This window comes from candidate division KSB1 bacterium (genome assembly GCA_034521575.1).
In the GTDB taxonomy this organism is placed as follows: Bacteria; Zhuqueibacterota; Zhuqueibacteria; order Residuimicrobiales; family Krinioviventaceae; genus JAXHMJ01.
Genome location: JAXHMJ010000005.1, coordinates 2,094,752 through 2,114,118 on the forward strand (window position 1 = coordinate 2,094,752; position 19,367 = coordinate 2,114,118).

Annotated in this window: 14 protein-coding genes and 1 pseudogene; 5 read left to right on the forward strand and 10 right to left on the reverse strand. The window is 45.5% G+C overall.

Annotation, left to right across the window (positions count from 1 at the left end; genetic code table 11):
- Positions 1–46: 46 nt before the first annotated feature.
- The 4 genes from hflC to U5R06_22355 all read right to left on the reverse strand — a co-directional run bounded on the left by hflC (position 47) and on the right by U5R06_22355 (position 3,837).
- Positions 47–991 carry a protease modulator HflC gene (gene hflC / locus U5R06_22340; GenBank protein ID MDZ7725485.1) on the reverse strand — a complete coding sequence of 315 codons (945 nt, stop codon included), beginning with the start codon at positions 989–991 and terminating at the stop codon, positions 47–49.
- On the reverse strand, positions 991–1,974 hold the full coding sequence (hflK, locus tag U5R06_22345; protein MDZ7725486.1) for an FtsH protease activity modulator HflK: 984 nt from the start codon (positions 1,972–1,974) through the stop codon (positions 991–993). Before hflK ends, hflC begins: the two co-directional genes overlap by 1 nt.
- 310 nt (positions 1,975–2,284) lie before the next feature.
- Positions 2,285–3,574 (reverse strand): glucose-1-phosphate adenylyltransferase, encoded by a 1,290-nt coding sequence (locus tag U5R06_22350; protein ID MDZ7725487.1) that lies wholly within the window; start codon positions 3,572–3,574, stop codon positions 2,285–2,287.
- A 14-nt stretch (positions 3,575–3,588) separates the two neighbouring features.
- Positions 3,589–3,837, reverse strand: coding sequence for a hypothetical protein (locus U5R06_22355; protein MDZ7725488.1), 249 nt, complete (start codon positions 3,835–3,837; stop codon positions 3,589–3,591).
- A gap of 171 nt (positions 3,838–4,008) precedes the next feature.
- On the opposite strand from U5R06_22355, the gene purL reads away from it, so the two are divergent.
- From purL to U5R06_22380, 5 genes are all read left to right on the forward strand, one after another.
- Complete coding sequence (gene purL, locus U5R06_22360) at positions 4,009–6,867, forward strand: phosphoribosylformylglycinamidine synthase subunit PurL (protein ID MDZ7725489.1); 2,859 nt, start codon at positions 4,009–4,011, stop codon at positions 6,865–6,867.
- A 3-nt stretch (positions 6,868–6,870) separates the two neighbouring features.
- The gene (purQ, locus tag U5R06_22365; GenBank protein ID MDZ7725490.1) at positions 6,871–7,686 is read left to right on the forward strand and encodes a phosphoribosylformylglycinamidine synthase I; all 816 of its coding nucleotides are present in this window, start codon (positions 6,871–6,873) and stop codon (positions 7,684–7,686) included.
- An 88-nt stretch (positions 7,687–7,774) separates the two neighbouring features.
- On the forward strand, positions 7,775–9,106 hold the full coding sequence (locus tag U5R06_22370; protein ID MDZ7725491.1) for a hypothetical protein: 1,332 nt from the start codon (positions 7,775–7,777) through the stop codon (positions 9,104–9,106).
- Positions 9,106–9,813, forward strand: a complete 708-nt coding sequence (locus U5R06_22375) for a ComF family protein (protein MDZ7725492.1) — start codon at positions 9,106–9,108, stop codon at positions 9,811–9,813. The genes U5R06_22370 and U5R06_22375 overlap by 1 nt, the downstream gene beginning before the upstream one ends.
- Positions 9,814–9,840: 27 nt before the next feature.
- Positions 9,841–10,416: a phosphatase PAP2 family protein gene (locus U5R06_22380; protein ID MDZ7725493.1), complete on the forward strand. Its 576-nt coding sequence runs from the start codon at positions 9,841–9,843 to the stop codon at positions 10,414–10,416.
- A gap of 14 nt (positions 10,417–10,430) precedes the next feature.
- Here the strand turns inward: U5R06_22380 and U5R06_22385 are convergent, their stop codons facing one another.
- The 6 genes and pseudogenes from U5R06_22385 to U5R06_22410 all read right to left on the reverse strand — a co-directional run bounded on the left by U5R06_22385 (position 10,431) and on the right by U5R06_22410 (position 19,274).
- Complete coding sequence (locus U5R06_22385; GenBank protein ID MDZ7725494.1) at positions 10,431–11,393, reverse strand: phosphoenolpyruvate carboxykinase (ATP); 963 nt, start codon at positions 11,391–11,393, stop codon at positions 10,431–10,433.
- A 71-nt stretch (positions 11,394–11,464) separates the two neighbouring features.
- Positions 11,465–12,115 (reverse strand): annotated as a pseudogene (locus U5R06_22390) (phosphoenolpyruvate carboxykinase (ATP)).
- Positions 12,116–12,316: 201 nt separating this feature from the next.
- On the reverse strand, positions 12,317–13,570 hold the full coding sequence (locus tag U5R06_22395) for an asparagine synthetase B (GenBank protein MDZ7725495.1): 1,254 nt from the start codon (positions 13,568–13,570) through the stop codon (positions 12,317–12,319).
- Entirely contained in the window at positions 13,567–15,273 is a 1,707-nt protein-coding gene (locus tag U5R06_22400) for a tetratricopeptide repeat protein (protein MDZ7725496.1), read from the reverse strand. Before U5R06_22400 ends, U5R06_22395 begins: the two co-directional genes overlap by 4 nt.
- A 97-nt stretch (positions 15,274–15,370) precedes the next feature.
- Positions 15,371–18,691, reverse strand: coding sequence for a DUF4175 family protein (locus tag U5R06_22405; protein MDZ7725497.1), 3,321 nt, complete (start codon positions 18,689–18,691; stop codon positions 15,371–15,373).
- 4 nt (positions 18,692–18,695) lie between these two features.
- Positions 18,696–19,274, reverse strand: coding sequence for a DUF4159 domain-containing protein (locus U5R06_22410; GenBank protein ID MDZ7725498.1), 579 nt, complete (start codon positions 19,272–19,274; stop codon positions 18,696–18,698).
- Positions 19,275–19,367: the final 93 nt, after the last annotated feature.

The following is a 19,367-nucleotide window of genomic DNA, read 5'->3' on the forward strand; positions in this document are numbered from 1 at the left end:
CCCTTGAAAAACGCCCGCCGAAACTGAATTCGACGGGCCATTGTCTTTATCGTGTGCTCTTGAGATATTTGAGAAAGTCTGATTCCGTACTCAGAATGATTTTGGTCCCAGAATCTACCGCCGTTTTGTAGTTATCCAGGGCCTGCCAAAACGCGTAAAAATCTGCGTCACGCGAATAGGCGTCAGCGTATATCTCCGTGGCCTGTGCATCGGCTCGACCTTTGATCTGCTGTGCCGTACGATAAGCCTCTGATTCAATCCGGCGTAGTTCTCGTTGCATTCGACCTTGAATCCTGGATTTTGCGCCCATTCCTTCAGAACGGTACTTTTCTGCAATGCGCTCGCGTTCCGAGATCATACGGCCAAACACTTTTTGCCGTACCTCATCAATATAGTTAACCTGCTTGATGCGAATATCCAGCACTTCAATGCCGTACTGGGGCATGAGTTTTTTTACTTCAGTTAGGATATTTTCCGTGATCTTTACGCGACCGCGTTCGATCATCAATGTATCCGGTCGGATGGTCATCGTGGTTGAATCTTCAATAGAAATACGCATCTCCCGGTTTGAATTTCTTACCACTTCAATCAAATTATTTTCGGAAATAAAATCCCGGGTGATACCATCAATCACATCATCCAGTCTGCTTTGGGCATTGCGTTCTGTGTAAATTGACTGGTAGTATTTTAACGGGTCGACAATATGCCAACGCGCGAATGTATCCACCAGGATATATTTTTTGTCCGCTGTCGGAACCTGATTGGTGTCGCCATCCCACTCCAGAATGCGTTTCTCAAAAAAAGTGGCTTTTTGCACAAACGGAAGTTTAGCATGCAGCCCCGGTGACGTGACAGGATCACCCACCGGATCTCCGAATTGCGTAATAATAACCTGTTGGGTTTCATCAACAATATAAAGAGCATTGCTGATAACAATGAGGGCCACAATGACCAGCAGCCCGATCAGATAGTATTTATTGGCAGGTTTCATTACTGCACCCCCTTTCCGTTCAGATTAAGAAGAGGCAGCAGATTCTCCATATCCTCATCTATGATAATTTTACCTTCAATTTTGGGAAATATTTCTTTCATCGTTTCCAGATAAAGGCGTTTTCGCGTCACATCCTTGGCCAGACGATACTCGCGATAAACATCAATAAACTTTTCCGCATCACCTTTGGCATTATTAATACGTTCCGTGGCGTAGCCTTCGGCCTGCAGTACCGTCTGCTCTGCTTTACCTTCGGCCCGTGGAATCTCTTTATTATACTGCTCCCAGGCTTCATTGATAAAGCGCTCTTTGTCCTGACGCGCTTCATTTACCGAGTTGAACGCGGGTTGAACCGGCTCTGGCGGATTGACATCCTGAAGGTTCACAGTAACAATATGAATACCTGTTTGATACTCGTCCATCAGTTCTTGCAATAGCTTTTCGACGCGGTTTGCTATTTCCTTACGACTTAGAATAATCACTTCATCCACACTCATATCGCCGACGACCTGGCGCATAACGGCCTCGGAGGCGTCGCGGATGGTGGATTCCACGTTGCGAACCTGGAACAAATAAGCTTCCGGATTCCGAATACGGTATTGGACAATCCATTCCACAACGGCAATATTCAAGTCTCCAGTCAGCATTAGAGCTTCTATTTCATAATTTCGGCTTGAATATTGCGTCTTTACGCCCGCCTGAGCCGTGCGAAACCCGAATTCGTGTTTGAACACCCGCTGCACTTTGATCTTGGTTACTTTTTCAATTCCCCAGGGTAATTTAAAATGCAGTCCGGGCTGGGTTTTCCTCACATACTTTCCAAATTGCTGAATGACGCCGACTTCATCGGCATCAACCGTATAAATTGAGGAGAACAGAAACAGGATGGCCAGAATACCCAAGCCGATATACAGCAAGGTCTTTTTTTTAAGATCGGGTACCTGCACCTGCTCTCCGCCAATATTTATTGTACGACGATTCATGGTGTCAGCTCCTTTCGGTTTTACTCATTATAATGTATTAATTTGTAAAATTATTCCTGTTTATATTTTTAGTATTGCTTAGACACCGGATCATGTGCTTTTTGACCCTAAACACGTTCAAAAGCCCGAAAAGCCGGATATAAATAATGTTTTAGTGTTTGAACCACCCAAAAACTTGCTCCTGTTTGAGTCTGACGGACTTGCAGATCCTGCAGTTCAGGCAAAACCGGGCCAATTTTAGATCCCTTTCTGTTATTGTTCTCTGCATTGTTCCCTCGGAATTAATTTTTTAATCGTTTTTCTGCTCGTTTTAAATAACCGTTCCTTCTTTAATAACCGCGTTTTTGGTTATAACCACAATTCCGTCACGAATATAAAACCCTTCCGCTTCGCGTTCAGACTCTTGAATGTCATCCTGATTGATAATTCGCACATTCGCTCCAATGCGCGCGTTTTTATCCACAATTGCCCGTTTGATCACTGTGTTGGGTCCAACCCCTATTGGAATTTCGCCGTTATCCAAAAGCGCCTGTTGTTTTTCATCCTTGATTAAAAAATCCGCGCCCATAATCAAAGAATTTTCAATGATTGCATTCTCATTGATGTAGGTGCGAATTCCAATCAGGGAATTGCGGATATGGGATTTTAACAGAGTACATCCTTCCGTGATCATAGAGGATTCAATATGGCAGTCGATTATTTTGGTCGGCGGTAAAAAACGCTGACGGGTAAACAGAGGCGCTGACGGATCATGAAAAGAAAATGCAGGATTGGGATATTTCAGCAAATCCATATTGGCCTTGTAAAACGACTGAATGGTACCGATATCTTCCCAATAATCATCAAAAAGATAGGTTTTTATTATCTTTTCTCCGATCGCCGCCGGGATGATTTCTTTTCCAAAATCGGTTTTTTTATGATCCCGTTTCAATAATTCAAGCAGCACATCGCGTTTAAAAGCATATATTCCCATCGAGGCAATATAGGGCTGCTGTTCCGCCTGTTCCGGATTCAATCCCAAAACCGTCGTATCCACCCGCATTTTTTTGAGATCATCCCCTTTAGGCTTTTCACTGAATTCGAGCACATTTTTCTCTTTATCTATCTTTAAAAGTCCAAATGACGAAGCGCGGTGTTCTCCAACGCCGATTACCGGGATAGTGACATCCGCGTTCGATTCGCGGTGCTCGTCAATAAAACGATGATAATCCATGCGATACAAGTGATCACCGGACAGGATTAAAAGATCGGTCACTTTAAATTCTTCAATTTGTCGCAGACACTGTCGCACTGCATCTGCGGTGCCTTGAAACCAGTCCTGGTTTTCAGGCGTCTGCTGGGCAGCCAGGACTTCAACAAATCCGTCGGACAAATGGCCGAATTGATACGCGAGATTGATATGACGGTTTAACGAGGCGGAATTGAACTGGGTGAGTACAAATATTTTCTGAATACCTGAATTGATACAATTACTGATCGGAATATCGATCAGACGGTACTTGCCGGCAATAGGTACCGCAGGTTTAGCCCGCAGTTTGGTAAGCGGATGCAAGCGGGTGCCCTGACCGCCGCCTAAAATAATGGCAACCACATTTCGCATAGAGATATTCCTCGTTATTTTTTTGTATCATTGTCCTGCATCCATTCTTCTAAAGCGACTTCATAAGCCGCGATGCGCGCTTTTTGAGTAATGTGAAACAATTCACCCCGGCCCACCCAATCATTTCCTTCATTGATAAGTTCGGTTTCTATCAAATTCTCGAGATCTGCGGGACGAAACAGCGGATCTCTTTTTCGCTTTTGGCGTATCTGTTCCAGACTGGTATGATAGGTATCTCTGTATTGTTGTTCCTTTATATCCAAGGCACTCCTTCCTGTTTTGATAATATAAATAGTGAAAACACCAATGTCCAATAAATTTTTTAAAAATAAAGCATTTTCGAAATCTATCACATTTATTTTACTGCTTGCTTTTTTGCTGATTTATTAGTAAAATTTTCTTTAATTATCTAATCCTAAACGAAAAGGCTCTTTGTGATCACAAGAATAGAATATACATTACAATCATCCTTTCATGATTCCGAGGCGGAATCCGTCGAAAAAGGCGCTCATGACCTGGGGATTGACGGTATCGAAGCCGTACGGTTTTTTACAGTCACCTATATCAAAGGCAATCTCTCATCCGAAGACAAAACCCGCATTGCCGAACAGCTGCTGGTAGATCCGGTCACTCAGTATTACGAAATTGATCAAAAGATTGCATTGTCTGCTGATACAGCCTGGTCTATTGAGGTGACTTTTAACCGCGGTGTGACTGATATGGTTGCGGAAACCACATTAAAAGGCATCGCTGACCTCGGCATTGAAACCGCCGAGTCTGCAAAGACCGCCCGACGTTATGAGATCAGCGGATCTTTATCAGACAGCGACAAGGTGTTGATTGTTGAAAAACTGCTGATGAACAAAGTGAACGAACATGTGGTGCAGTCCGATGAAGATATCTTTATGCCCACGCAGAGTGATCACTTTGAGCTCAAGCATACCCCCCTTCTTGATGCCGATGATACTGAACTGGAACGCATCAGTAAGGAGGGGGACCTGTTTCTTAATTTGAATGAAATGAAAACGATCCAGGAGTATTTCAAAACCCGGGATCGCGAGCCGACTGATATCGAGCTGGAAACTCTGGCGCAAACCTGGTCTGAACACTGCAGCCACAAAACGCTGACCGGTCGCGTTGAGTTCGAAGGTCAAATCATTGACAATCCGTTGAAGGAAACAATTTTCAAAGTAACCCGCGAACTGCAGAAACCCTGGTGCCTGTCGGTATTCAAAGATAATTCAGGAATCATCGAGTTTGATGAAGACTATGCGGTTTGTTTCAAGGTGGAAACCCACAACCATCCCTCAGCGATCGAACCCTACGGAGGCGCCAATACGGGTATCGGCGGAGTGATTCGCGATCCTCTGGGTACCGGCATGGGGGCCAAACCTATTATCAATACCGACGTATTCTGCTTCGGTCCTCTAAATATGGATCACAAAGACCTGCCACAGGGCGTCCTGCATCCGAAACGTGTGATGAAGGGTGTGGTTGCCGGTGTCCGGGACTATGGCAACCGAATGGGGATACCCACCTCCAACGGTTCAATTTACTTTGATCCGCGCTACCTGGGGAATCCGCTGGTGTTCTGTGGAAATGCAGGACTCATCCCCAATACCATGACGGAAAAGAATGTGCAATCCGGCGATTACATTATTGTTGTCGGAGGCCGCACCGGTCGTGATGGTATTCACGGCGCCACTGCATCGTCCGGGGAACTGCATGAAGAGAGTGAAAGCACCTGGAGCGGAGCCGTACAGATCGGAAATCCTATTGTGGAAAAAAAGGTGGTGGATACACTCCTGCAGGCGCGGGACCAGAACCTGTACAATGCCATTACCGATTGCGGTGCAGGCGGATTATCCTCGGCCATAGGCGAGCTGGCTGAGACCACCGGCGCAGAGGTGAACCTTGAACGGGTTCCGCTAAAATATCACGGTCTCTCTTATATGGAAATCTGGATATCGGAAGCCCAGGAACGTATGGTCATTTTTGTATCTCCGGAAAATCTTTATGACATTTTAACACTGTTTCAGAGTGAAGATGTGGAAGCGACGATCATCGGGCGCACCACCAATGATAAAAAACTTTACTTGAAATACAATGAGACACGCGTGGGTGAACTGGATATGGACTTTTTACACAACGGTTTACCCAAAATAGAACGCAAAGCGGAATGGAGCCCTCCGCAAATCAAGGAATCCATTTTTGAACCGGCCTCCGACCTCGGCTCTGTCCTCAAGCAATTGCTGGCTCAACCCAATATTTGCAGCAAGGAATGGGTCATTCGGCAGTATGATCACGAAGTCCAGGCCGGAAGCGTGGTGAAACCGCTTGTGGGGGTGGAAAACGATGGCCCTGCAGACGCCTGCATCACCCGTCCGCTCCTGAATTCCAATAAAGCGGTCATTCTCTCCAACGGATTCAATCCCAAGTACGGCTTGATCAATCCCTACTGGATGGCGGCATCCGCCATCGACGAAACGTTGCGAAATCTCGTTTGCGTGGGCGGTAACCTGTCGAGAACAGCTCTTTTGGATAATTTTTGCTGGGGAAATACCAATAAACCGGACCGGCTGGGCGGCCTGATACGGGCTGCCGAAGCCTGCTATGATATGGCCAAGGTATTTGAAACTCCATTTATATCCGGAAAAGACAGTCTCAACAATGAATTTCAAAGCGGTGATCAAAGTATATCCATCCCCCCCACCCTTCTGATCTCCGCCATATCCGTTATGGATGACGCCCGAAAAGCGGTCACCTCGGATTTAAAGCAGAGTCAAAATTTGATCTATATGGTCGGGTTGACCCGCAGCGAGATGGGCGGCTCACATTACTATGATCTTTTAGGGAAAAGCAGTTCCTACGTCCCCATAGTCAATCCGCAAATGGCAAAAATGATATTCCACGCCATATCTGTGGCCACTGAAAAAAACATTATCCGCGCTTGTCATGACTGCTCAGAAGGAGGATTGGGCGTTGCCATAGCTGAAATGGCCTTTGCCGGCGGCTGGGGCGCCAGTATTTTCCTGGACCGGGTGCCGAAAAACGGATTTATTTCCAGAAACGATTTGATGCTGTTTTCGGAATCCAACTCCCGATTTCTCGTTGAAGTGAGTCCACGAGACAAAACTGATTTTGAAGCCATTATGCACGAACTTCCGTTTGCCCAGATCGGACGCGTTCTGGAAAAACCCGAACTCTGTGCGTATGGGTTAAACGGCGATCAAATCTTTAGTATCGATATCAATACGTTAAAAGAACACTGGCAGAAAACCATCAGGTGGTAGACTATGACGCCCCGCGCACTCGTATTAAGAGCCGCTGGCTCGAATTGTGATATAGAAACCAAATTCGCTTTTGATTCGGCAGGCGGACACGCCGATCTGGTCCATATCAACCGGCTGCTGGATCAATCTGTCAGCCTGAAAGATTATCAGATTCTTGTCGTGCCCGGCGGATTTACATACGGAGATGATATATCAGCAGGCAAAGTGCTGGCCAATCAGCTGAAAAACAAGCTGCATGATCAGCTTTATGAATTTCATGAACACGACAAACTGATCCTTGGAATATGCAACGGATTTCAGGTTTTGATCAAATCAGGGTTGTTACCTAAAATCGACATGCAGGCGGAACAGCAAGTCACTCTGGCGTTTAATGATTCCGGTAAATTTGAAGACCGCTGGGTGCATTTAAGCGTCAACAGGGAATCACCCTGCGTGTTCACACGGGATATGAAATCAACGGTTCAATTTCCCGTCGCCAATGCCGAGGGAAAACTTGTCGCCAAGAATCATTCTGTACTTCAGCGTCTAAAAAAACAAAACCAGATCGTTTTTCAGTATACAAACCCGAACAGCGGCGAAGCAGACTATCCATACGATCCCAGCGCATCCATGCAACATATTGCCGGAATCTGTGATCCAACAGGCCGAATTTTGGGGCTGATGCCGCATCCGGAACGACATTTTCATCCGACTCATCATCCCCAATGGACACGAGTCGGTCTCGCAGAGGAAGGAGACGGGGTGCCCGTGTTTAAAAACGCGGTCAACTATTTTTATAAACAGCAACCCGTAAGCAGGACATGTTCAAAGAAATTTTAACAAACTGTAACCTGTTACAAAGAGTAAACGTATAAGCTTAATAGTCCTAATTTTTTATAAACCAACCACCAAACGACAGAGGGACGTCATGAAACAATTTTTGAGTCTATGTATGGTCATGCTGCTTCTAGCTTTCTCAGCTCATGCACAGTACTCCAGTCAATCGGGTTTTGGACTGTACGGGGAAGAAAACAATATGTTCTTTGGCGGTATCGGTCTCACCAGTATCGAAACCGATGGGGAATCCAACCTGTACTATAACTTTATGATGCGACCGGAACTCTCTTTTGGGAAATTTGGAGTCGGTCTGAATATCAATTTCAACATCAATACAAAAACCGGAGAATTGCGAAAAGAAGATTGGGATGAAAACTATGACTATCTGCGTCTGATCCGATATCTCCGTTACGGGCACAAAAATGATCCGTTTTACACGCGTCTCGGCGCGTTGGATGCGGCGCGTCTTGGTCATGGTACTATTGTAAACTATTACACCAATGAAGCTGTCTACGATGAGCGTAAGCTGGGCCTGGCATTTGATATGGATATGGGTACATTTGGATTCGAAACCCTGACCAACACTTTTTCTCGTGCTGAATTGATCGCAGGCCGCGGTTACCTACGACCGCTTCGGAACGCGATTCCCATCCCTGTTATTAAAAACCTGGCCTTCGGCGCGACCTTTGCCCGCGATTTTGACCCGGACGAACGCACCTCTACCGATGACGGGGTTTCTGTCTATGGTTTGGATACTGAACTTCCCATCTTTCAAAATCGCTTTCTAAAAACCGCTCTGTACTATGACTGGTCGCAAATTCACGGTTACAGCACAATCGAAGACAAATCCCGCAGCTTTGGTAACGGACAGGCTGCCGGTGTGCAGTTTGATTTCCCCGCACTTTCCAGTATCTTTGATTTGACGTTTAAATTCGAACGCCGCTGGATGAGCGACGAATATATACCTTCTTTTTTTGATGCATTTTATGAACTGCAACGCTATAATAACGGCCTGAGAAAAACCGATCAGCTGCTCAGCATCACTGAAGATCGCACAGGATGGTTCGGCGAATTATATACAAGTATGTTGGGAAACACCATTCGAGGTATTGGTACATTTTCACGTCTGGATGACACACCGGAAAGCGGTATCATGCACCTGGCGCTGAATGCCCCGGACGCCATTCCGTCGATCGCTGCACATGCAACGTATGATAAAATTGGTATTGAACAACTCAACGATGTGTTCACACTGGATAACAGGAGTGTGGCCCGGGTCGGTGTCGGCTACAAGCTTAACGCTTTTATGATCATGTATGTTGATTATATCTGGACCTATGAAAAAGTAAACGAAAACGGCAATGTCTATTACAAGCCGCAGGAACGGTTTGAGCCGCGTCTCGTTTTCTCATATCAGTTTTAATGAACAAGTATTTTAAATATACGGGCCGTTTTGTATTCAAAGCGGCCCGTTTTTGTACGCTTCCCCTGCTCGACGTTCTTTATCCGGCATTCTGCTTAATCTGTGAAAATCCGCTGCAAAACAATACCTTGATTTGTCCTCAATGCCAACACTCGCTGGATCAGGCCGTTTTACCAAGGGATCATCTCAAAACAAACCCCGTATCGGTACCGGAACCTCAATTTGATGCAGCTATTGCCGCGCTCTCTTATACGCGCAGCGTGCAAACGCTGATTCACAACTTTAAATATAATGGTTATTCCAGACTATCAAAAATATTCGCCGGTTATATGACGGATCAAATTAAAACAAACAATCTGCAATTCGATTCACTTCAGCCGGTACCGCTGCATTCAGGACGAAAGCGCGAGCGCGGTTTCAATCAGGCCGAATCTCTATGTAAATCTCTGAGCAAACAGTTCAATGTGCCGTTGCTTGACTGTTTGATACGTCACCGCTACACCAGCCAGCAGGCAAAATATCATCGTGAGAAACGCTTTCAAAATGTGAAAAATGCGTTCAAACTAAAACAGTCGGTAAGGGTGAACCACATTGCCCTTGTAGACGATGTGATAACAACCGGCGCAACAGTAAATGAATGCAGCCGTCTTTTAAAAGAATCCGGGGCTCGAGAGATTACAGTTCTGACAATTTGCCGGATTGAATAAACCAGAGATAAATCAATGGATTACAACATGTTTCTCGAAACCCTGATCCAGCTTGATATTGCTGTCTTTATATTTTTCAACCATACATGTCAAAACCCGATATTTGATGTGCTGATGCCGTTCATCACTGTTAAAGAACATCTGGCTCCTGCGATGTTTCTGGTGGTCGGTTTATTACTGTGGAAAGGCGGCCGCAAAGGAAGAATACTGGTCGGAATGCTGATAGCCGCCATTGCTCTGTCCGATCAGGTGACCTCACACTTGATCAAGCCCTGGGTCAGCAGGCTGCGCCCCTGTTTTGTGTTCGAACCGCTCAGTTCCATCAACGCGCTATTTGGAAGCAAATCTTCACCCTCATTCCCGTCTGCCCATGCATCCAATGCTTTTGCAATGGCCTCGCTGTTTGCCCTCACGTATCCGCGTTCCAAAGCGATCGCGCTCGGCGCTGCTTGTCTGGTTGCATTCAGCCGGGTCTATGTGGGTGTGCATTATCCGATGGACATTATTTCAGGCGCCATTATCGGGACGCTATGTGGTATTTGGATAAAATATACATTTGATCTTGTATCAGGGTGGCCGGTTGAAAAACAGGGAAGCATCTGACTTTATCGTTTTCATCAGGCTTTCGGACATTCGGCGGCAATATCTTTCTCTACTTTGCCGGCAAAATTTGCTTCAAAATGGCCTTTAAATTTTTCAGCCAGCTTTTTAGCTGTACTTTCAAATGCCTCTTTATCAGTCCAGGTATTGACCGGATTGAGAATATCAGCCGGAACATTCGGACAGGACTGCGGCACCAACACCTTGAATATGGGATCCGGCTTGAAATCGACAGGGTCGAGCTTACCGTTCAGAGCCGCGCGCACCATTGCGCGTGTTAAATTGATATCAATCCGATGGCCGACACCATAGGCACCGCCTGTCCAGCCGGTGTTTACGGTGTAAACCTGAACGTTGTATTTTTTCATTTTATCACCCAAAAGACCAGCGTAATCAGAGGGGTTTCTCGGCATGAACGGTTCACCAAAAAACCGGGAAAACGTGGCCTGGGGTTCTGTTACGCCCGTTTCCGTTCCTGCCAATTTGGATGTATAGCCCATAATGAACCAAAACATGGCTTGTTCCGGTGTCAATTTTGCGATCGGCGGCAATACGCCGTATGCATCTGCAGCCAGAAACAAAATGGTGCTTGGATGTCCGGACGTTGAGGACTCTTTAATATTGGAATTATAGCAAAGGGGATAAGAAGCCCGGGAGTTGGGAGTAAACCTGTCATCATTGAGATCAAATGAACCATCAGGATAAACCATTAAATTTTCGACCATGGAACCATGCTCAAGATAGTGGTCCGGGTGAAAAGTCGCGTGAAATATATCCGGTTCCTTATCCGGATTCAAGTTAACGAGTTTCGCATAGCAGCCGTTTTCAAAATTGGCGATTCCGTTTTGATTCCATCCGTGTTCATCATCCCCCAAAAGAGATCGTTCAGGATCAGCGGATAATGTGGTTTTTCCGGTTCCCGACAACCCCAACAGCATGGCGCTTTTTCCATCAGGTCCCTCGTTCGCAGAACAATGCAAAGGAAGAATATTTTCCCGGGTAAATAATAATTCATAACCGTAAAAATCAGCTTTTTCATGGATCCCATATAGGCGGACCCGTAGACAATCCCGATTCTTGATTCAAAATCCATAGCCACACAAATGGTGGAGGCGCCGCCGTCCGACAACGTTCTCAGTCTGTTCTCATAGCGTTTTGATTTGAGGTAATCACAAGGCAGCGCCAAAAGTGTAAATGGTTTGTCTACAAAAATACTCTTTTCGATATCGTTTGGTACGGGACGGAACATATTATCAGTGAACAGCGCACTCAAAGGATTATCGGTCACGGTCAATATGGGCAGTGCGTAATCGGAATCCGCTCCAACCACACGCTTCAGGGCATAAATCCTGTCTTTAGATTTCAATGTGCTCAAAGCATCCTGAAACACCATTTCAAATGTATCCGGAGCCAGCTCGATACAGTTTGGCGAGCTCCAGTCAATATTATCAGAGGTTCCCGGTCGTTTTACCAGGTAAGTATCCATAGGGCTTCTTCCGGTAGAATGTGCAGGAGTCCATGTGGCCAGAGTTCCTGTATTCAGTACAATGGCACATCCCGATGCCACGGAATCATTGATCATCTTTTTCCTGGCCGGGTTGTTGTACACCTGATTCACATCATTGAGGATTCCACAGACTTGTTCTCGATACGATTCCATTGACTGCTCCCTATGTTTTAGAATACCCGAATAGCACCCCATGCTTGACAAAATTCATTTGATCGGTTCAAAACAATCCGATGCTTAACAACCCACGTAGAAATACAAGGCTTTAACGGGACATTGGAAAGAACAGCTAAATATCTCATTTTTCCCAGCTAAGAAAATAGCCAATTTTCACAATAAACACAATCTTTTTTTAACATTTGCTCCGGGGTGTTCAAGTACAAGACTATAACAGGTTCAGGTCTTGAGTTTTTTCTTGCGCGCAGCCGGAAACAGAATATTATTGAGAATTAATCGATAGCCCGGAGATTTTTTATGCAGTGAAAGCTGAGTGGGAGGATCATTAATAAAATGCTGATAGTCTTCGGGATCGTGACCTCCGTAAAAGGTAAATGTGCCTTTACCCAGGTTTCCGTGTATATATTTGGCCTGCTTGGTCCCCTCTGCCTGTCCCATAATAACGATAGACTCTTTGATCAAATCTTTGTTAAACCCCGTGGTCTGTCCCATAAATCCTTCCACCGCATTCACATGACATTGAGTCAGCATGGTGGGTACCGGATCGTACTTTGCGGAAAATTCAAACAAGGTAAAATACTCGGCCTCTGCACCGCGCAAAACCGGATTATTGCTCGGCGGCACATCGATATCCGAATATTCATAAACCAGCGGGTTGGTCACCAATTGAAAATTTTTAAAAGCCAGCGTATTGGAATAATCAAGTTTTTGCTGAGCAGCCGGATTCGGGGGATCGCCGTCAAACGGAGCATCGACAATATCTACCCCCTGAGCCGCCAGAGCGATATCCATGGTATCCGTGGCCGAGCACATGGCAAATAGAAATCCGCCACGGTTGATATAATCCTTAAACGCCTGAACAACAGCATGCTTAAGTTGCCAGACGGTTGCAAAGCCAAGAGATTGGGCCATGCTTTTGTTTTTTTGCACCTGATCACGATACCAGTCCGTATGTCGGTAATTGGCGTAAAATTTTCCAAATTGCCCGGTAAAATCTTCATGATGAAGATGCAGCCAATCAAACGTTTCCAGTTTGCCCTGCAGCACTTGCTGATCCCACAGGGTTTCATAAGGGATTTCGGCGTAATCCAGGGCCAGCAACACGGCATCATCCCAGGCTTGTTTGTTCGGAGGCGCGTAAATTGCTATTTTGGGAGCTTTTTCAAGCAGCACAATATCCATGTTCTCATTTTTAATCTCATTATAAATCCGGGCTGCTGCGGAACCGCCAACCGATTCATAGCTGACCCCTCGCAGCAAGAGTTCGCGTTCCAATGCCGGATAATGATCCATGAGAAACGATCCGCCACGGTAATTTAAAAGCCATTCGACATTAATACCTTTTTCAAGTGCAAAATAAGCCGCGCCATACGCTTTAAGATGATCAGACTGTTGAAGGTCCATGTTCACCAGTAATTTTTGAGCATGCAGTGTATTCAGCAAGATGAATAAAAGGATGAGAATTCTTTTCATGATTTGATCTCCAGGTTCCTCAAACGCTCGCGGACGTTATCCAGATAAATACTCTGAGGATACTCGTATAAAAACTTTTCATACAACTGTAGTGCTTGTTCGGATTCATCCTGTCTGCTATGAATATTCGCCATTTCATACAGAGCTTTGTCTGAATACATTCCTTCTTTGTTGTTATAAACAGCTTTAAGTTTATCGATTGCCTGCTCTTCGCGCTGCAACTGAACCAGGGCATCAGCGGACAATAACAGAATTTCATCCCGAAGCGGTGTACCAGGCACATTGGATATAAACCGTTCCAAAGTATCGACACAGGCCGAATACTGCAATTGCCGATATAACAACGACGCTTTTCCCAGAACACTCAAACTTGTCGAGTCCTGAACGGTTTTTTGCACCAATAGCTGCATTTCCAGCACGTCGTTAACCAAAGATTGATGACGGTTTAAATCAGATTCTAACAACGCCTGGATATATTCTGACACTTTTCCCGGTTTTTGCCGATAAAAAGCCAATTCCGCCAATTTATACAACGCCCGGGGTTCCGGTTTTTCACTATCATTCAAAGGGATCGATTTGAAATAAGACTCGGCGAGAGGCAAATCTCCCTTTACGACCGCGCATTCTCCGAGTTTGTAGCGGGCCTGCTTGGCCTGATTCTGATCATTGGCATAGCGGACGACATTTTTATAGGCTTGCATGGCCTGTTCCAGATCAAAAAGCGCTTTAAAACACAAATCCCCCAGATTCATCATTGCATTGACGGCCTTGCTTGTACCGCGGTTGTTTTGTGCATATTGTTTGAGCATTTGCACCGCTTTCTCATACCGACCGCTGCCAGAGTAAGCCTTTGCGAGTTGAATGCGGGATTTTTCAGCAAACGATCCCTTGAAATGATCAATTAGATACTGAAATATTTCGATCGCTTTATCGGTATCACCAGCTGACAATACTGTTGAACCCAGATCATAAAGCTCTGAACCCAATTGGTAGCGATTCAGAAACGTGACCTGATCAGATTTTTGAGCCAGATTTTCAAAACGAATCAGATGAGAAAACGCTTTTTTGAAATTTCGCAGCATGGTATTAAAGTCGGCGCACCACAAATGAATGGCCCATTTATCATCAGCGTGTGACTCCAAGACCGTTAATACGGTTTTCTGGTCTTCCGGTGACCTTGCCGAGTGTTTTAGGTCACTGCGCAAATAATTAATTTGCTGAGGATGCTGTTCAAGATACTGGATATACTCTCGGGTTAATTCTTTAAAATTATCCTGTGCTTTGTAAATTGATGCCATATTAAACATAAACAAAGTCGGGTCATCAAATCGGCTGCGTCCCTTTTTATAAACTTCAAGAGCTTGATTCAGGAAATGATAGTCAACCATCGCACGCCCCACAAGCATATACACTTCCTGTCTGTTTGCATGCGATTGCAGCACAGAATTCCAGCTTTGCAGAGCTTTTTCAGGTCCATCCCGCTCAAATTTCAATGATGCCAGATCAACTTTATACCGGAGACCGGGTTTTTTCTGCTGCAAATAATAGATTAATGATTCAAGCTCCTTATATCGTTCGATATGGATCAACGTTCGTTTCGCCCCCTCATAAGCAGCAAGATTGTCAGGGTCGGCCCGGCAGATTCTGACATACAATTCAGCAGCCTGTTCATAGCGATTTCCGCGTTCGTAAAGTCTCGCCATCCGCTGCCACCGCTGAATTTCCTGTTCTGTAGGAGAGGCGGGTTCAGCCGCAAATACCGACAAACAGCAGAATAGTAATATGATGAACAAAAACAACCTATTTTTTTTCATTGTGTCGACTTAGCGCTTTGTAATATTGTTCAATCAGTTCAAGATAATCACGGGTATAGCCTTCTTCCTTGGCACGCAGCAGGTATTGATTTAATTTATTTTTGTCATAAATCGTATTTGGCAAATCTTCGGGGCTTTCGGATGAATAATACGATCCGGTTTCAGCTTTTCGTTTGCGGCTGTATTCACGTTCACGCACGGATTTTTGAGAATCGAGCATGCGTGACAAAATTCTGTTTTGGCGCTGGATCGTTTCCGGGTCAATGTTGTTTTGCAGAAAATCATCTTCGACTTTTTTCATATCATCGGCGATTTTCTCAAGGCTTCCCAAAATCTCGCCGTTATCCGCCATTTGACCTGACAGTTCCTGCATGGCTTTGCGAAGGCTTTTCTGCTGGGCGGCCAGTCTGGATATAGCTGCCTGCTGCTGCAGGCTCATCTGACCGCTTGACAATGACGGAGTGTTTTGATTGATCTGCTGCTGGGCATCAGCCATTTTCTGCATCTGCTGCATAAAGGACTGCATGCTCATTCCGCCTTGTCCGCCCTGTTGCATCATATTCTGCATCATACTTTGAATACCCTGTACCGCTGAGTTGAGCGCGACCATTGCATTTTCCTGATGCTGTGCGGCCGGACGTGCATTTCTCTGCTCCATCTTTTGCAGTGCATTTTGCATTTCCTGATCAGCCTGACCCAGCGATTCGTTGATCCTCGGACTGACCTGAAGACTCTGGCGAGCGGACTCTATGATAGACTCTATCACGCGATTCAGAGCAGAACGCGTCCTCTCCTGCTCGTCGGCCACCTGCGGGAAATCGGGACTGTTTTCGGACAATGATCTTGTTTTTTCGCCAATATTTTCCTGCGATTTGGACAAATCCAAAAGCTGTCGTGCATTTTTTTGCATGGCCTGCAAAAGTTTACGCATCAGTTCGCCGTTGAGCATCTGTTTGGCCGTTTCAAGGTCCGAAGCCGCTTTTTGAAAAGATTGGGAAATCTGTTCAGATGATGGCCGCATATCTCCGGACTGCTGCATGATTTTTTGCATATTGGACAAGGCATCCTCAAGTGACTGTGCTTCGAGTTCAGAAAGCGCCCGGTTTACCATTTCTTTCGGCGGTTCTGCCTGGTTCTGCATGGATTCCTGTATGTCTTTTAAAAGATTTTTTAGTTTTGCGTGGTCACTCTCTATTCTATCCTGCTCCCGCTGCATGCGCTCCATTGAACCCGAGGAATCACCAGCCATTTTTTTCTGGCGTTCGGCCAAATCCCGCGCCATTCTGGCAGCCTGGTCCAGCTGCTGCTCTGTTTTTAGACGTTTGAGCAGTTCAAGTGTTCGGTCCAGGGATTGATTCAAATCCTGTTCCTGTTCACGCATTTTTTCCATTGCCTGTTGCAGGTCTTCCCGGCTGAACTGATCCAGTTTTTGCCCCATCTGTTTCATCAATTCTTGCATTTCAGCGGTTTCAATTTCCCGGTACAGCTCTTGAATCTTTTCGTATTTTTCCAGAGTCTCCGGAGAAAGCAACTGGTCTTTCTGACCCTGATCCAGCATCTTTTGAATGTTTTTTTCAATCTCATTCAAATCATTTTGGATTTGCCGATGTTGCTTTACAGTTTCCTCAATCTCTTTTCTCTTTTGCCAATCAATTTTTTGTTCGCGTTTTAATTCACGCGATAATCGATCCACACGTTTTTGCAAATTTTGTGATTTTTGAAACGTGTCTTTGATTTTATCGGTCGTAGTCTCGCGGGTTTGGGTAAACGTATCATACATCTCTGCAAGTGACGGAAACCGCGCCCGATATCGGCGCGTTTCAGAAGACTTGGGACCGTTTACCGTATCATTGTCATAAACCCGAACAAAATAGACCAGAACATCCGTAGGCAAAAGATGGGTCTCTTCTGTATCCCAGTCGTAATTTGTTTCAATTTGGGTGGTTTTATCCGTTTCCAGGGTTTTGAATGAAAAACCGGTCGAGTCTACATTGCCGCGTCCTTCGTGCAGAACCTGATAACCCAATTGAACACGCGATATCCCATAATCATCCTGACTGTTCACCGCAAGCGGAATGCGCATATCATCACCCAGTTCAATATCCCGTCCCGGAGATGTGATTTCAACAAAAGGATATTGATCTGCCAATGCTTTGACCTGATATGAAATCGGATCCGGATTTGATAACGAATCCCGGTCTGTAAGTTGAATTTGATATTTGACATCCCGATACAGGCGGAAAGCCCCATAAATCGTTTCATTTTGTACATCAAGAGATTGTAATGTCGAATCTGAAAACAGTAAAGCTGCATCATGCAGAGGTTTATTGGCCGTTGCATTCAGATGAACACGAGCGCCCGGTAACGCAGTAACATTACCGACATTCTTTTCAACAGACCTGGTTGTTAGTCCGGTATACGCCGGCGGGGTGACCTGTAAAGACAATTCACGGACGACGGGCCGTTCAAGCACACTTACCGTATATTCCGGTGATTGCTTTGATTGTGCACGTATTCGATACGTGAAAGATTTGCGTATGTTCATCAGGGTTGTTGTAAACACACCGGGGGCTTTTTGTTTCAATGCACGTTGGTCTGTGGTGGTTTTGTATTGTACAATCATCTCCGAATGTTTCAGAGTGGAATCGGAAGTCTGAACGCTGATTTGCAGGGAATCACCGCTGACAACGGTTGCATCTCCCGGATCGACGGAAAACACCAGGCTCTGCTGATGGGTGTAGTCTGTGAACGGATGTACAAACCGGTCCCATGAGTGCAGCATCGGTGTGTAAAACAGGACCAATATCATTATCGAGATCAGAGTAACAACACCGGCCTGGCGCAAACTGCGTTTGACGGGCCCATGGTCAACAAGTTTTGACAAATCAAAGGATTGGCACTGCTCAATTTCGGCGTCCAAAGCCGCCAGAGCAAGTTCCCGGGAGGTAGAGTGTTTGTCGCGTTCAATATGAATAAACACATCGAGCGCATTTCCAAGGCGGTCATGCACAGAATCAATTTTTTCACCCACAGCATAGGCCGTTTGCAGCAGACTTGGAGATGAGGGACGCAGTAAAAGTCGATACAAAGGAGACCCTGTATAAACCCCGAAAACAGCTATTATATAAATCAGACCCAGCCCGACAGGAACAGCTCGCAGTCCCATGGGAAAATGAAAAACAGCCTCGGCGCTGAGCAAAATCACCAAAGCCGGAAGAATCCATACGACCGCTTTAAAACAGCCTGTGGCGAGGGCAGCGAGCTTTTCTCGATAGCGATAGCGTTTTAATTGTGTCGTAATTTTCAAGATATCACCGTGTCAATGCATACATCATAATATTCACACCCATTTGAAGCGCTTGCAGTCGTACCGCTTCTGGATCATTATGCACGTCCGGATCGGCCCAGCCGTCTGAGATATTCGTGTTTGATGTATAGAACACAATTAGACGGCCTTGGTCAAAGTAACCGAATGCTTCCGGCGGTCCTCCGTCAAATTCATGTATCTTTGGCAAGCCGTTACTGAACTCGAACGGAAAATGAAAAATTTGATGGGAAAACGGCACCTTGTGAAAATCGCGGTCCGGGAACACTTTGTGCATTTCTCGAAAAAAATGTTCCTGCATGCCGTAATCATCATCCGCGTATAAAAACCCGCCATTTGTCAAATAATCACGCAAATGCTTTACCTCTTCCGGAGAAAAGACCACTCGTCCATGACCGGTCATAAATAAAACAGGATAGGAAAACAAACGATCATCCATAATGGATAACTGAACTTCATCCTCCCGCGTTTGGATGATCGTTTGTTTGTCGATAAACTCAAGCAAATTGGGTATAATAGAAGGGTTATTGTACCAATCCCCGCCGCCACGATAATGAAGCCTCACAACCGTAAAGTCATTCTCAGCTGAATAGAGGGTCCGGCTTGAAATCAGGAGCACAGCCATATAAATGAAGACTATATAAATATTGTTCTTTTT

Bases quoted from the DNA above. Each gene is read 5' to 3' on its own strand.
- hflC (MDZ7725485.1), bottom strand. From the start codon at position 991: ATGAAACCTGCCAATAAATACTATCTGATCGGGCTGCTGGTCATTGTG.
- hflK (MDZ7725486.1), bottom strand. From the start codon at position 1,974: ATGAATCGTCGTACAATAAATATTGGCGGAGAGCAGGTGCAGGTACCC.
- U5R06_22350 (MDZ7725487.1), bottom strand. From the start codon at position 3,574: ATGCGAAATGTGGTTGCCATTATTTTAGGCGGCGGTCAGGGCACCCGC.
- purQ (MDZ7725490.1), top strand. From the start codon at position 6,871: ATGACGCCCCGCGCACTCGTATTAAGAGCCGCTGGCTCGAATTGTGAT.
- U5R06_22370 (MDZ7725491.1), top strand. From the start codon at position 7,775: ATGAAACAATTTTTGAGTCTATGTATGGTCATGCTGCTTCTAGCTTTC.
- U5R06_22375 (MDZ7725492.1), top strand. From the start codon at position 9,106: ATGAACAAGTATTTTAAATATACGGGCCGTTTTGTATTCAAAGCGGCC.
- U5R06_22380 (MDZ7725493.1), top strand. From the start codon at position 9,841: ATGTTTCTCGAAACCCTGATCCAGCTTGATATTGCTGTCTTTATATTT.
- U5R06_22395 (MDZ7725495.1), bottom strand. From the start codon at position 13,570: ATGAAAAGAATTCTCATCCTTTTATTCATCTTGCTGAATACACTGCAT.
- U5R06_22400 (MDZ7725496.1), bottom strand. From the start codon at position 15,273: ATGGCGAGACTTTACGAACGCGGAAATCGCTATGAACAGGCTGCTGAA.